The organism is Cohnella sp. GCM10020058 (assembly GCF_042683485.1).
Classification (GTDB): Bacteria; Bacillota; Bacilli; order Paenibacillales; family Paenibacillaceae; genus Cohnella.
This window is the reverse complement of record NZ_JBHUJV010000009.1, coordinates 1,098,232-1,113,307: the sequence shown is the minus strand read 5'-3', so window position 1 is coordinate 1,113,307 and position 15,076 is coordinate 1,098,232. Positions and strand designations below refer to the sequence as shown.

At 60.1% G+C, this 15,076-nt stretch carries 9 protein-coding genes and 1 rRNA gene; 1 reads left to right on the top strand and 9 read right to left on the bottom strand.

The window, feature by feature from the left end:
* Together ACFSR7_RS20070 and ligA are read right to left on the bottom strand one after the other, a co-directional pair.
* Positions 1 to 63 (bottom strand): 16S ribosomal RNA (locus ACFSR7_RS20070); the annotation flags it as partial.
* Positions 64 to 630: 567 nt separating this feature from the next.
* Positions 631 to 2,667, bottom strand: a complete 2,037-nt coding sequence (gene ligA, locus ACFSR7_RS20065; RefSeq protein ID WP_378164596.1) for an NAD-dependent DNA ligase LigA — start codon at positions 2,665 to 2,667, stop codon at positions 631 to 633.
* Between the two features lie 120 nt (positions 2,668 to 2,787).
* Between ligA and ACFSR7_RS20060 the strand changes: the two genes are divergently transcribed.
* Positions 2,788 to 3,183: a hypothetical protein gene (locus ACFSR7_RS20060; RefSeq protein WP_378164594.1), complete on the top strand. Its 396-nt coding sequence runs from the start codon at positions 2,788 to 2,790 to the stop codon at positions 3,181 to 3,183.
* Between the two features lie 69 nt (positions 3,184 to 3,252).
* Here ACFSR7_RS20060 and pcrA read toward each other — a convergent pair whose 3' ends face one another.
* The 7 genes from pcrA to ACFSR7_RS20025 all read right to left on the bottom strand — a co-directional run bounded on the left by pcrA (position 3,253) and on the right by ACFSR7_RS20025 (position 15,008).
* Positions 3,253 to 5,733: a DNA helicase PcrA gene (gene pcrA / locus ACFSR7_RS20055; RefSeq protein ID WP_378164593.1), complete on the bottom strand. Its 2,481-nt coding sequence runs from the start codon at positions 5,731 to 5,733 to the stop codon at positions 3,253 to 3,255.
* Positions 5,734 to 5,798: 65 nt separating this feature from the next.
* Positions 5,799 to 6,521, bottom strand: coding sequence for a heptaprenylglyceryl phosphate synthase (gene pcrB, locus ACFSR7_RS20050; RefSeq protein ID WP_378164667.1), 723 nt, complete (start codon positions 6,519 to 6,521; stop codon positions 5,799 to 5,801).
* A 273-nt stretch (positions 6,522 to 6,794) separates the two neighbouring features.
* Positions 6,795 to 7,670, bottom strand: coding sequence for a UTP--glucose-1-phosphate uridylyltransferase GalU (gene galU / locus ACFSR7_RS20045; RefSeq protein WP_378164591.1), 876 nt, complete (start codon positions 7,668 to 7,670; stop codon positions 6,795 to 6,797).
* Between the two features lie 20 nt (positions 7,671 to 7,690).
* The gene (locus tag ACFSR7_RS20040; protein WP_378164589.1) at positions 7,691 to 9,040 is read right to left on the bottom strand and encodes a UDP-glucose dehydrogenase family protein; all 1,350 of its coding nucleotides are present in this window, start codon (positions 9,038 to 9,040) and stop codon (positions 7,691 to 7,693) included.
* Positions 9,041 to 9,277: 237 nt separating this feature from the next.
* Positions 9,278 to 11,797, bottom strand: coding sequence for a U32 family peptidase (locus tag ACFSR7_RS20035; RefSeq protein ID WP_378164587.1), 2,520 nt, complete (start codon positions 11,795 to 11,797; stop codon positions 9,278 to 9,280).
* Between the two features lie 133 nt (positions 11,798 to 11,930).
* Positions 11,931 to 13,868: a stalk domain-containing protein gene (locus tag ACFSR7_RS20030; RefSeq protein ID WP_378164585.1), complete on the bottom strand. Its 1,938-nt coding sequence runs from the start codon at positions 13,866 to 13,868 to the stop codon at positions 11,931 to 11,933.
* An 18-nt stretch (positions 13,869 to 13,886) separates the two neighbouring features.
* Positions 13,887 to 15,008 (bottom strand): S1C family serine protease, encoded by a 1,122-nt coding sequence (locus ACFSR7_RS20025; protein ID WP_378164583.1) that lies wholly within the window; start codon positions 15,006 to 15,008, stop codon positions 13,887 to 13,889.
* Between the last annotated feature and the right edge of the window lie 68 nt (positions 15,009 to 15,076).

The window sequence follows — 15,076 nt, the reverse complement described above, 5'->3', positions numbered from 1 at the left end:
GACTTGCATGTATTAGGCACGCCGCCAGCGTTCGTCCTGAGCCAGGATCAAACTCTCCATAAAGGGTAGTTCGACTTGCTCATGATAAAGCTGGTATAACTTTTGCTTCCGCCCCGAAAGGCTTCAGCGTCCGTTTGTTTTAACGCTCGATGTTCAGTTTTCAAGGAGCAATCTCGTTACTGTTCGCCGGCCTTCCTACTCGCAAGTTCTCCGAGCCGACAGCAGTTAACTTTATCAGGTTCGTTCAGGCTTGTCAACCTCTTTTTTTCGAAGTTGTTTTTCTCAAGCTCGCTTCGGCCTGTCCCCTCGAAGGGGCGAGTACTAATATACCAAGCCGCACCGAGAAAAGCAACTGTCAATACTTGTATTTTAAATTTAGCATCAGCTTTTCGGTTTCCGTTGGTCTAATGTCGCTCGTTATATCTTCCCGGCCGTGACTTTTCTCAGCTTCTCGTTGAGCTGGACAGCAGTTGGATCCGCGTTCGCCCTCATGTTCCGTACCGCTGCCAGGGCCGCCTGCTCGCCTAATTAGACGGCGCTTCCCGAACCGGGAAACCGCGAAGGCCGACGCCCTCCGAGACAACGGAAGACGCCGGCCTTTTTTTCGCACAGAGGACTTCATATCGGAGTTTATTCGCTTGGCGCCTCCATACCCAACAGCGTGAGCAACTCCCGCTCATCCTCCAATACGGGTACGCCTAGATCGCGCGCCTTGGTCAGCTTGCTGCCGGCGCTCTCGCCCGCGATGACGAAATCGGTCTTCTTGGACACGCTGCCGGACACCTTGGCGCCTAGCGCCTCCAGCCTCCGGGAAGCCTCGTCGCGCGTGAGCAGGCTGAGCGTGCCGGTGAGGACGACCGTCTTGCCGAACAACGGATGGCTCGTATCCGCCGCCTGCGCTGCCGGGCGGTCGGCCTCCGCCTTCACGCCCGCTGCGCGCATGCGGGCGATGCTTTGCTGCATAAGCGGGTCGCGGAAGAAACCCGCGATGCTCTCCGCCACGATGCCGCCGATATCGGGCAGCGTGACGAGTTCTTCGGCCTCGGCCGCCATCAGCCGGTCAAGGTCGCCATAGTAGTCGGCGAGCGTACGGGCGGTCGCCTTGCCTGTGTTCGGGATGCCGAGCGCATTGAGGAAAGCGGCCAGCTCGCGGGACTTGGACTTTTCGACGGAGGCCAGCAGGTTGTTCGCTTTCTTTTCCCCGAAGCGCTCCAGCTTGACCAGATCGTCAAACTGCAGCTCGTACAGGTCCGCAGGATCGCGAACGCCGAGCGCCGCGAGCAGCTGCCCGGCGGTCTTGCCGCTGAAGGTCTCAATATCCATGCAGTCGCGGGAGGCGAAGTGCGTAATGCGTCCCACGATCTGCGGCCTGCAGCCTAGACGGTTCGGGCAGAACAGATGCGCCCCGCGCAGCTCCAGCGGCGTACCGCAGGCCGGGCAGACCTCCGGTACGGCGATCTCGAGCCCCGGCTCCTCGTCGGCCTTGCCGAGAATCTCGGGAATGACGTCGTTGGAACGGCGGATGAAGACCCGCGTCCCGAGCGCATGCGTCAGGTTCTTGCGCGCGATGTCGCCGACATTGTTAAGCGTGCAGTTCTGCACCGTCACGCCGGCAAGCTCGACCGCTTCGACGCGCGCGAGCGGCGTAACCTTGCCCGTGCGGCCAACCTCCCAGGAGACGGACTCCAGCACGGTCGTCGTCTCCTCCGCCTCGAACTTGAACGCCACCGCCCAGCGCGGAAACTTGTCCGTATAGCCAAGCGCCTCGCGCGTGCGAAGATCCGTCACCTTGACGACCGCTCCATCGATGAGGTAGTCGAGCTCGTGCCGGAACACGACGATGGCATTCAGCTCCTCGGCGACCTCTTCGATATTATCGTAATAGCGCTCGAAGTTATTGACCGGCAGTCCGTTGTCCCGGAGGAAGGCCAATATCTCGCGATGGTTCGCGAACGAGATACCCGCGGCGTCGGAGAAGCCGACATTATAAAAGAAAGCATCCAGCTTGCGCGAGGCGGTGACGGCCGGATTCAAGTTGCGGAGCGCGCCGGCGGCGCCGTTGCGGGCGTTCTTGAGCGGCTCGGCCGCGATGCGGTTGTAGGCTTCGAGCACGGACAGCCGCATGATGCCCTCGCCCTGAACCTCGATCGGGCCGCCTTTATAAGGAATCGACAGCGGGATCGAGCGAATCGTTTTAACTTGCGCTAAAATGCCCTCGCCAACCGTACCGTTGCCGCGGGTAGCGGCTTGTACAAGCTCGCCGTTCGAGTAAGTCAAATTCAGCGTCAGGCCGTCGAACTTCTGCTCGATGACGTATTCGGGCGCCGGCAGAGGCGTGTCCGGATTACGCGTGTTATAATCCGCGACCAGCTTGTTTACGCGCTGCGCCCATGCATGGAGGTCATCCAAGTTCTGCGCCTTGTCCAGGCTCCACAGCCGCGCCATATGGCGATGAGGCTCGAAGCCCTTCAAAATCTCTCCGCCCACGCGGTGGGTCGGCGAATCGGTAAGCGCGGTCCCCGTCTCCTTTTCCAAGGAAACAAGCTCGTCGTACAGCAGGTCGTACTCCCGATCGCTGATGGAAGGATTGTCTTCGGTGTAGTAACGCCGGACATGGACGTTCAGTTTGTCGACCAGCTGTCTCATCCGCTGCAGCGGCTCCGTCATGGCTATTCGGCCTCTCTCGCGACCCCGGCGCGCCGGGTTGATGGTGGTGCGAATTTGATTCAAGCGCCCCGAATATCGTGTAAAAAGGTACAATCGATGCAAAACGGGGAGGGTTTAAACATGGATAATCAAGCGGACAAATATTACGATAGCCAGGAGAGGCACTCTCCTGAGCGCGAGACGTATTACGTCTCGGTATCGGCCGGGACGATCACGAAGGAAGAAAATCACACGACCGACCAGCTGAGCGTGTTCGCGACGGACAGAGAAATCGACCAACTGATGGCTTTGCTCGCCAAGCGTTCGCAGACGGACGACCTGACGTCCCTCCGGGGCGTCATTCCGTACAAGTCCGCGGATCACGATCCCGCCACGGACAAGTACAACGAGCAGATGCTGGACGTTTACCGCGCGATCTTCAGGATCGGCACGGAGGAGACGCGCAAGCATCTCATCCATATGGACATTCTCAACGTTCTGAAGGATCCCGATACCCATCTGCCGGGTTATCACTGAGATTTTATGTAAAGCGAGGCCGCTGCGCCATCGAGGCGCGGCGGCTTTTTTTGCTGCTTTCTTGCGAAATTAAATCTTGGTAACGGGCGCGAAGGCCGCGAGCAAACGCTTGAGACCTACGGGCGCGGGAAAAGCGATGTTAAGCTCCGTATCGCTGCCGCTCCCCTTGACGGCGACGACCGTGCCCACGCCCCACTTGGCATGCTGCACCTTGTCGCCGGCCGAGACGGACAGGCCTTGACCGCCGCCTGCAGCCGGTTGCGGGCTCGCAGCCGGACGAGCGCCTACACCGTAACTCGCCGGCGGCTGCCCGGGAGCCCTCGCCGCTCCGGGAGCGCCTCCGGCCTGCGGCCGGCTGCCGAAACCGCCGGCCGCCGCCCCGCCGAAGCCGCCGGCCTGCGGCCGCGCGCCAAAGCCCGTCTGCGCGCCTCCGCCGCCGTAGCCGCCGCCAGAGCTGCCGCCTGCGCCAGGCCCCCGCCCGCCGCCGAGCCGCGAGCCGAACCCGCCGAACGAGCCGCCGATGCGCCCGCCTCTCATTTCCACCGATTCCTTGAGACTGTCCGGAATCTCATCCAAAAAGCGCGACGGCGCGTTGGCCGCCGTGCGTCCATAGAGCAAGCGGCTCTGCGCGCAGGTGAGGTACAGCTTCTTCTCCGCCCGCGTGATGCCGACATAAGCGAGCCGCCGCTCCTCCTCCATCTCGTCGTTGTCCATGAACGCACGGCTTCCGGGGAAGATTCCTTCCTCCATGCCGACGATGAACACAACGGGGAACTCCAGCCCCTTGGCGCTGTGCATCGTCATGAGCACGACGGCGTCGCCCTTCTCCTTGTCGTCCTCGTCGTCGCCCATCGAATCGATGTCCGCGATCAGCGCCAGATCGGTCAGGAAGGCGACGAGCGACTTGTCCTCGTTGCGGTTCTCGAACTCCTGGGTAACGGACAGAAATTCCTCGATGTTCTCCAGGCGCGCCTGCGACTCGATCGTATTCTCCCGCTGCAGCTCCATGCGGTAGCCTGACATCTCAAGCATTTTCTCCGTCAATTCGGTCACGGACAAATACTCGACCATGGCGGTCAGATTCGCGATCAGCCCGCTAAATTCGGAGAGCGCCGCTTTCGCGCGCGCCTGAATGTCCAAGTGATACAGGCCGTCGCCAAGCAAGCCCTCGCCCTGGCTGATCAGCTTGTAAATGGAGATGCCCTGGCGCTGCGCCTCCTCCTGCACCTTCCCCATCGTCGTATCGCCAAGCGCGCGCTTAGGGACGTTGATGATGCGGTTAAGGCTGATATCGTCGTCCGGATTGGAGATCAGGCGCAGATATGCCAAGATATCCTTGATTTCCTTGCGGTCGTAGAACTTGGTGCCGCCCACGATCTGATACGGAATCTCGGATTTAATCAGGATTTCTTCCATCACCCGGGACATGGCGTTCGTACGATACAAAATCGCATGATGATCGTAGCGACGGCCATTCTGCCTGTTCTTGCGGATTTCTCCCGCGACGAAGTATCCTTCTCCATGCTCCGAATCGCCCTGGTAAACGGTGATCTTGTCCCCGCCCGCGCTATCGGTCCACAGATTCTTGGGCTTGCGCCCCATGTTGTTCTTGATAACTTGGTTGGCCGCTTCCAGGATGTTGGACGTCGAGCGATAATTCTGCTCCAGCAAAATCGTGCGCGCCTCGGGATAGTCGGCCTCGAAGTTGAGAATGTTCGTGATGTCCGCGCCCCGCCAGCGGTAAATCGACTGGTCGCTGTCGCCGACGACGCAGATGTTGTGGTGCTTGGCGGCGAGCATTTTGCAGATCATGTACTGCGCCTTGTTCGTATCCTGATACTCGTCCACATGAATGTAGCGGAACTTGTTCTGGTAAAACTCGAGCACTTCGGGCACTTCACGGAACAGCTGGATCGTAAGCAAAATGAGGTCGTCGAAGTCGAGCGAATTGTTCGCTTTTAGACGGCGCTGATACTGCGTGTACACCTTGGCTGCGATCGTCTGGAAGTAATCGCCGGCACGCGCCTCGTATTGCTCCGGCGACAGCAGCTCGTTTTTTGCGCCGCTGATCATCGCCTGCACCGCTTTGGGCTCGAACTTCTTGGTGTCGACGTTCTGCTCCTTCATGACGCCCCGGATGACGGACAGCTGGTCCGCCGAGTCGAGAATGCTGAAGTTGGAGCCGAAGCCGATGCGCTCGATATCCCGTCGCAGAATCCGTACGCTCATCGAGTGGAACGTGCTTACCCAAACGTCGCGTCCGCTTGCGCCGATGAGCTTGGAGACGCGGTCCTGCATCTCGCGCGCCGCCTTGTTGGTAAAGGTAATCGCGAGAATGCTCCACGGCGCCGAGATGCGCTTGGCGATCAGGTAAGCGATGCGGTGCGTGAGCACGCGCGTCTTGCCGCTGCCCGCGCCGGCCATGATGAGCAGCGGTCCGTCGGTGGCGACGGCCGCCTCGCGCTGCTTGGGATTCAGCCGGTTCACGGCTTCGTCGATATTAAACGTCGTTCCGAAGGAGGACGACGGTTGTGCCGGTTCAAAAAACATGATGATAACGCTCCTTTGCTTGTAGCTTATGGGAGGCGTCTATTCGCCTCGCCGCGCGTCCCTTCTCAGGACGTGCCTCCTGCACCGATCGCGCGCTTCACGGCGTCGACCGTCGCAATCGCAGCATGCAGGTCGCTGTAGATGATATTACCCACGACAACCGTATGCGCAGACTCCGCGGCCTCTCTTGCCTGCTCCGGCGTGGCGATGCCTCCGCCGTAGAACAGCCTCGCCTGCGTCAGATGATCTCGAACCTTGCGAACCAGCCCCATATCTCCGAATGCGCCGCTATACTCCAGGTATAGCACGGGAACGCGCCAGAGCCGGTCGGCCAACTGACTGTAAGCCAGCACCTCGTCCGTAGTGAGACCCGTGCGGGCCTCGGTTACTTTTGCAGCGGTACATTCGCCGTTCAGAATCAGGTAAGCCTGAGCTGCCGTAAGTTCCCATGGCATGAACGCGCCATACTCCGCAAGCGCCTCGACCTGCCTGCCGACCAGCCAATCCGTGCGCTTCGCGTTCAGCACCATCGGCACGAAGTAGCCGTCGAAGCCCGGCACGGCGCTCTCGGCGCCGGTCAGCTCCAGCGCGCAAGGCACCTCGAAGCGGCGGATCCTGGCCATGAGCTCCACCGTGTTGTCGTAAGTAATGCCGCTCGAACCGCCGACCAGGATGCCGTCCGTGCCGGACAAGCAGACCCGCTCGAGCGCCTCGTCGGAAATCTCGCGGTCCGGGTCCAGCTTGAATACGTGCCGCCACGCGGCATACATATCCGAAAATACGATCATGCGTTCCTCCACGGCGTTTACCCCTAGTCTACAGGAAATCGGGGCACGGGGGAAGGCGAACGGCGGGGATTTCCATACGCAAAATAATGGAGTCGTGCCTACCGCAGCTTCTATCGCGATTCCGACGCCTCAGGCCGCTGAATGATGCGATGCCGTCGCGTATCGCCATACGAATCCCTCCCGTAAGGTTGAAACGAAAACAAATACAAAAAGCCGCCATTCCCGAAGGAACAGCGGCGCGTGCATCACGCAGTCTTAACCCTGTTAATTAAATTATCCGCGCAGCTTGCTTTCCAGATAAGCCTTGAACGCATCGCCCAGATCCGGACGCTGGAGCGCGAAGTCGACGATTGTCTTTAAATACCCCAGCTTCTCGCCGGTATCGTAGCGATCGCCTTCGAAGGCGTAGGCGTAAACCTCTTCCTGCTGCAGCAGACGGAAGATAGCGTCCGTCAGCTGAATCTCGCCGCCCGCGCCGGTGTCCTGCGTCTCGAGCAGGCCGAAGATGGCCGGCGTCAATATGTACCGGCCCATAATCGCAATATTGGAAGGCGCGCGATCCTTGCCCGGCTTTTCCACGACGCCCCGCACAGGAACGATATCCTGGCTCAGATCGGCCCCTTCCGCCGGATCCACGACCCCGTAACGGGAGATTTCTTCGTCAGGCACGCGTTTGACGGCCAGCACGCTGCTCTGCACCTTGTCGTAGACGTCCATCATCTGCTTCAAGCACGGCGTCTCGGAGCGGACGATATCGTCCCCGAGCAGCACGGCGAACGGCTCGTCGCCGATGAAGTTGCGGGCGCACCAGATCGCATGGCCGAGACCTTTGGCTTCTTTTTGCCGAATGTAGTGAATATCGATCAGATCGGAAGCGTGCTGCACCTCGGAGAGCAATTCAAGCTTGCCCTTCTGGCGCAGATTCTCTTCAAGCTCGTAGTAGCTGTCAAAGTGGTCCTCGATGGCCCGCTTGCCTTTGCCGGTCACAATGATAATATCCTCGATGCCTGAGGCCACGGCTTCTTCAACGATATATTGAATGCCGGGCTTGTCGATGATCGGCAGCATCTCTTTGGGCATCGCCTTCGTCGCGGGGAGAAAGCGTGTGCCGAGTCCCGCTGCGGGGATAATGGCCTTGCGGACTTTCATGAGACAGGCATCCTCTCTGTTTATGCGTGCCGTCCTTGATACGCCGGTATTCCCTGCGGCGCGGCCGGCAGACGCCCGACCCCGATGCACACGACGCCTTGCGCGTTCAGCGCGTGTGCGTCCAGGCAGTTGCGTCCATCTAATATTATAGGCCTGCTCATCCAGCTTTTGTAGTCTTCTGCCGATATTTTGCGGATCTCGGGCCATTCCGTCACGACGATCGCGGCATCCGCGCTGCGCAGCGCCTCTTCGGCCGAACCGTACAGCCCGACGCCGGCGGGCAGCTGCCGCTTCATCGCAACGTCGACCGCCGGATCATAGGCCGCCAGGGCGATCCCCGGATATCGCTTCTTGAGCTCTGCGATCAGGCGCAGCGACGGGGCTTCGCGCAGATCGGCCGTGCCCGGCTTGAAGGCCAGTCCGAGCAGCGCGACGCGACGACGCGACAAGCCGCTGAGCGCCGCTTCAAGCTTGCGCGCCATGCGCTGCGGCAGAACGGCATTGGCGCGGATGGCGGCGGAAGCGACGGTCTGCGGCGCACCGGCCTCGCTGGCAAGCCTTACGAGCGCCCGCGTATCCTTGGGCAGGCAGGAGCCGCCGAAGCCTAGGCCTGCGCCCAGGAAGTGCGGGCCGATGCGCGGATCGAGCCCCAGAATGTGGGCAATGTCCGGGTAGTCGGCGCCGGTCTGCTCCGAAAGCGCCGCCATCTCGTTGGCGTAAGAAATTTTAATCGCCAGCGCGGCATTCGCTGCGAGCTTCGCGAGCTCTGCGCTCCGACGGTCCGTGTGAACGACGGTCGTGGACAATCTTCTGTACAAGCGGTCCATCAACTCGGCAGCTTCATGCGTTGCCGACCCGATGACGATACGCGAAGGCTCGAAGAAATCCCGAACCGCGAAGCCTTCACGCAAAAATTCGGGCACGGACACGACGTCGACGCCACTCTCCGCCGGCAGCTTCGCCCGAAGCCGCGCCTCCAGCCGTTCGGCCGTTCCCACGGGCACCGTGCTCTTCACGGCGATCAGCCTGCGCATGCCGCCAGCCCGCGGCCAGAGCATGTCGGCAGCTTCCCATAGCTGGGCCAGCAGGATCTCCCCGTCGTCCGTCGCAGGCGTTCCGACCGCGAGGAATACGATCTCGGCATCGCCGATCGCGGGCGACACGCCCAAACCGAAAGAAAGACGTCCCGACGCCAGTCCCCGATCGACCAATTCCACAAGTCCCGGCTCCAAATAAGGCAGACTCCCGTTTGCAATTCGCTCTATTTTATCGCCGTCCGAATCGCTGCAATACACCTGGTGTCCCAAATCCGCAAATCCGGCCGCCGTCGTCAATCCGACAATACCCGCTCCCACAACCGCGATTTTCATAAACGTTCCCTCCTACGATTCCGTTGTCGTCCGTTCATTGTATCAACGGGACCTCAAGCCTGAATGCGCTTCAGGTTAACGGAATGTAAAATTCATCCTCCGCTAACAGTTCTGGCGTCCAAGCCGACATGCCTGGCGATTCGTATCAGACTCCCAACTGCGCCGCATCGCAAAAAAGCCGCTTCATCCCGAAGGATAAAGCGGCTTGCCCATTTTCTCCAGCCGACGCTCGACTGCTTACTTCACCAGTTGCCCGCGCGTCACGCCGAGCTGGTTGATTGCCTTCAGCTTCTTCCACACCTCGGTGCCGCCGATGCGGCCCTGCATGGCCGCGCGGTAAAGCGCCAGCACCTCGCGAACCTTGTCCGCGTCTTCTTCGAGAAATTCGACCCGGTAGGACGGCACGCCCAGTTCCTGGAACGTCGTCAGATACTCCGCGCCAGACTGCTCGATGGCATTGTACACCGTGTTGCGGCAGCCTTCGTCGACCCGTACCGGATGCGAGAATCCGATCCGGTCGCGCAGCGAAGCACGAGACTCCTCGCAGGGACGTCCGCAGTTCGTGAAGTTCGTCCCTTCGCTCATGAACGTGCAGTAGACGCAGTGCTCCGTGTGGAACATCGGCAGATGCTGGTGGATGACGAGCTCGAGCCGCGATGTATCCGACAGCCGCAGCATGTCCACCATCTGCTGGACGTTCAGGTCGTACGACGGCGTCACCCAGTCGAGACCCGCTTCGCGAAACAGCTCGACCGTCTTGTGGTTCGCCACGTTCAGGGAGAAGTCCCCGATGAGCGTCGGATGCTTGGCGCCCGGATTTTCCATGCGTTCCTTCAGGTAAAAATAGAGCGCCCCCGTGTTGCGCACAAGCACCGCGTCCGGCGCGAGCTTCAGAATGTTGCGGTGATAGCCGTTCTCGCCGGGCATGTGGATGCGAGGCGTCGCCAGGCCGATCGGCTTGCCCGCCGCGCGGCAGACTGCGATCGCGTCCGGAAACTGCTTGATGAACTCGAAGTCCGCGTAAATCATCGCAGCATCCGTCTCCACAGCGGCCTGCACCTGTTCGAGCGTCCGGCACAGGACGGTAAGCCGGCCGCCGCCGGTGTCGAGCACGGACGGCGCCGGATGCGGCGCGTCGCCGTAGGCATCGACGTCGCGCTTGACGTAGACCGGCGGCCGGTCGCGCAGCGGCTCGAGCTGCAGCACCGCTTCGCGGCGGATGCGGTTCAGCTCGCTCTTGGGCACGATGACGTCGCCCTCGAGCGACACGGTCAGCTCGCCGAGATGATATAGCGAGCCGCCGAGGCGGCCGAGCTGCTCTTCCAGCACTTCGCGGCCGAGCGGCCGGTTCATCGCGCGCTCGAGCGGCATGTCGGACTGAACGACGACGGTCGTGTTTTTCTGCGCGTCGGTCCAGATCGTGCGCAGCGGCTCGCCCTCGCGCCCAGATACGGTGACGGACACCGGGAACGTGCGATACGGCTTGTCCGTCTCGAACGTCGTCCGCAGGCGGCGATCGAGCGCCGGGTCGCTCGTCTTCCAGATGCGGTCGCCGACGTGGAGCTTGGTCAGGTCGACGTCGTTGCGGCCCATCACGATCTCGATCTCGCCGCCTTGCGCGACCTCGCCTTCGATCTTGACTTTGCCGCGGCGCAGATCATAGACACGGCCGCCCTCTTCCTTCTTGGTCGGGTCTCCGGCATCGAAGACCAGACCGTCGCCGCGCTTGAGCGGCGCCTCGATCAGGCAGACGACGCTGTCGCGGGTCAGCCGCTCCACGCGTCCAAGATACACGCCCCGGCTCTTCGGGAACGTGCCCTCGACGAGCTGCTTGTTGTTCGTTCCGTCGAGGAAGCCGTGCGTAAAGCCGCGCGAGAAGCTCTGCTGCAGCTCGCGGACCTCCTCCGCCGAAGGCCTCGCGTCCTGGCCGGCGAAGTATTTGTCGATGGCGCTGCGGTATTTGCTCACGACATTGGCCACATACTCCGGGCTCTTGAGCCGGCCCTCAATTTTGAACGACGTGACGCCCGCCTCGATCAGCTCCGGCATGATGTCGATCGCCGCCAAGTCCTTGGGCGACAGCAAATAGGCGATGTTGCCCATCGGCTTGTGCTCGCCGTCGACCATCAGATCGTAAGGCAAGCGGCAGGCCTGCGCACATTCGCCGCGGTTCGCGGAGCGGCCGCCCCACATCTCGCTCGTCAGGCATTGACCCGAATAAGACACGCACAATGCACCGTGCACGAACACCTCCATCGGCAGCTTGGCCTGCTCGCCGATCTTGGCGATCTGCTTCAGGTTGTTCTCCCGTCCGAGCACGACCCGCTCCATATCGAACGGCTTCGTGAACTCGACCGCCTCCGGCGAGGTAATCGTCATCTGCGTCGAGCCGTGAATCGGGAAGTCGGGCGAGATCTCGCGAATCAGCTTGACGAGGCCGAGATCCTGCACGATGACCGCATCGACGCCGGCATTGATGCATGCCTCGACGAGCTCCTGCGCATTGCGCAGCTCGTCCTCGAACACGAGGATGTTGAAGGTGAGAAAGCCTTTGACGCCGTACCTGTGGAGGAACGCCATGATCTCCGGCAGCTCGTCCATCTTGAAATTGTTCGCGCGCGCCCGTGCATTGAATTTTTCCACGCCAAAAAAGATCGCGTCCGCGCCGTTCGCGACGGCCGCCCGCATGCATTCCCAGTCTCCGGCGGGAGCCAACAGCTCTATATCTTCACGCCGCACCGCGGCTTGATTGCTCATGTATGCTTAACCTCCATGCCGCCTCAAGGCGACGTTCTCTCTATTAGTATAGCAAAGCGCGCAAGCCCCAGCCAAAGGCAATTCCCAACAAACAAAAAAGGACCGGATGTCAGCGCATCCGGCCCGCGATTTATTAGCTTTGCGTGTTCAGCTTAAAGGACTTGATCGCATCGTCAAGCTGTTTCTTGTTAAAGGCGCTTGCGAACGCAGTGGACAGCGTAGTGGCGACCAGATAGCCGCGATTGTTCGCGACCACGACGTACAAGGTCGTCCTGGAAGGGCCGCCGCCTTCACTGCCGTCGTCTTCCAGTACCAGCTTCTTGGCCGTGAGGCCTGCGAAGGTCGTCATGCTATTTTCCGTAACGCGAATTGCATTGGACTCGGCGTCTGCCTTGGAGAAACTGCTGTTCGCGCTCTCGTACAGCTGCTGAGCATCGGTGACGCCTTCCAGAATATTGATTAGCAAGCTGCCTCCGTTAAACACATAGGAAACTTCGTCGTTCTCGAAGTCGTTCTTCACGCCGCCCCACTGCTGCGGCAGCGCGATGCTATAGCCGTATTTACGGCTCGTCTTCGTGGTGACGGCCGTCCGGTCGACGATGTCCGAATCGTCCACGATCTCGCCGAAGTTGTCTTCGACTTCGCTGTAGTCGACGCGAAGCGACTTCAGCACTTGACCCAGAATCGGTTCAAATTCCGCCTTGCGGCTTTGAACATAGGCGAATTCGGTGTAGTAACGATAATCTCCCTCGATAGCAAAGATTTCGTACTCATCCCACCATTTTTTCGTGTCGTAGGAGTAAGAGAGCTTTTGCATGACGGCCGGCTTGCCGTTCCATTCTACGTTCGTCTTCTCCAGCACCTTGTAATAAGGCGTGTCGAACGTATCCTTAAAGCTGCTCAGCTTCCTGTCGATCCATGCATCCACCGTATCGCCCTTCACGAGCGACGTCACGTCAACATACACGTAGGCGCTCTCGTCCTTAGGCTGATAGTACGGATAATTGGAGTCCTTGGCAAGCTCCCATTCCTTCGGCAGCTGCAGCGACAAACCATAGTCCTCATACTTAAACGTCTTGTAGCCGGCGACAATTTGCGTGAGGTCCTTCAACTTGCTGTCCGTGCTGGCAAACGACGTCTTGAAGCTGTCCAAAATGGTTGTGGACTGCTTCAGTTCGGATGCGCTGGACGCTTTTTTTCCATAAGCGACGATGTACAAGAAATCGTTGGCCTGGAAGCCGCGATATTCGTAATACAAACCGTTTTTGTCCTTCGTAATGACGCTTTCGTAAGTTACTCCTGCACGGGTTACCGTCGTTTTCGTGACCGTCGTCTCGGTATTGTAGTAGAGCGAGTAGATCGTATCCCTTACCTCGGACGCGGTCAATTGGTCGATCTGCGGGTACACGTACACGCCGAGGAAATACTCCTTCTTCACGTCTCTGAACTCAAGTGCATCCCCATCCGTTGACTGGTAGTCCTGCACAAGGCCAGTCGGATAATTCATCGACCACTTGTAGTAGCTGTCGCCGATCTTGGACTTGCCTGCATCCGAGTCGATCGTGCTTGTCCCGCCCGTCGATCCCGATCCGGAAGCGACGTTCGCCAGCGTGACCCGGATCTCCTTGGTGGCTGCCGTGAAGCTCTTGGCGGCACCGAGGTACTGGACGACTTGCAGCGGCACCATCGTTACGCCCGATTGCAGCAGCGGCGCTGCCTGAAGCGCGGTCGCCTTGCCGTCGGCGGCAGCCGTCTTGCTGCCAAGCGTCAGAACGAGCTTGTGGCTGCCCAGCGTCAGGGTAAGAATTTTATTTTGCGTCAGGGCAAGTTTGGCGCCCAGCCCTTTCGTAAGCACGCTGAGCGGGATATACGTAGCTCCATTCTTCTGAAAAGGGGGCTGTACGGTCGATGCCGCCCCGTTGACGGTCATCTGCTTGCTGCCGAGCTTCAGGCGAATATCGATAGCGGGTGAAGACGAATCGGCAGCCCATGCGGGAATCGCGGCTACGAACAGCATGACGAACGCCAGCAGCAAGACGCTGAATCGTCCGGTCGATTTGCGATTAAACATGAGTAAAAGTGCTCCTCTCTAGTGTGACAAGCTGGTTGAAAGAACTACCTTTTTCTTAACTAGATCTCCGTCCGACAGTACGGTGATCTCGATTGGCTGCCCCGGCAAATAAGCCTTCAGCAACTCGCTCAGCTCGACGAGCGTGGCAATTTGCTTGCCGGCGACGGCATAGATCTGATCGCCTTCCTGCAGCCCGGCTTGCTTGGCTTCGGGCGACGAAACAGCAGTGACGGTCATCGGCTCCTCGGTCGGCAGGCCGACGACGGCGGACCAGCTCTCCTCGAGCTCCAAGCCCAGCGAAGGGCGCATGACCTTGCCGTACTTGGCGAACTGGTTCAACACGTACTGCACCGTATCCGCCGGAATGGCGAATCCCATGCTGTCGATATCGACGTCGACGAACTTCATGGAGTTGATTCCGACGACCTCGCCCTTCATATTCACGAGCGGACCGCCGCTGTTGCCCGGATTGATGGCCGCGTCCGTCTGCAGCAGGTTGTAGTCGTCGGAAATGGATCGGTTCAGCCCGCTGATGACGCCGACTGTAGCCGTATTGCGCAGCGAGAACGACACCGGGGTGCCGATCGCGATCGCCGGCTCGCCGACCGTAACCTTAAGCGGAGACGCTGCGAACTTCGCGGGCTTAAGACCGCTGGCCTTGATCTGGACGAGCGCCAGATCGCTGGTTACGTCTATCTGCTTGCGCGTGCCTTCATACTCCTTGCCGTCTGCCGTGACGACGACGATCCGCGTCATGTCCTGCACGACGTGAGCGTTGGTCACGATCAGCCCATCCGCCTTGATGATGACGCCTGTCCCATGCGCCAGCGCGAACCGGCCACCATTCGCGTCCGGCTTGCCGATGATGGCGACGACGCTCGGCGCGACCTGCTTGATGACCGAAGGTACGTCCGCAGGCGTGTACTTGTACGTCTGGCTCGCCTTATCGTAGGTCCCGGTGCCGCCTAGCGCGGCGGTTAAGGACGTTGCTTTGACATAAGCCTCGCCGTTGATGACCTTGACCGGGAGGCTGATCGCGCCCGATGTCGGCGCTGCCGCCGTCGCCGAACCCGCCATCAGCAACCCGAACGAAAAAAATGCGGCGCCGATCGCCGCTTTGCCGTTTATCTTTTTAAACAACCCGTTCCCCAACTGCCTCTCATTAGTAATTTAAGACCTTTTTACCATATCAGAATCCGAACCGATGC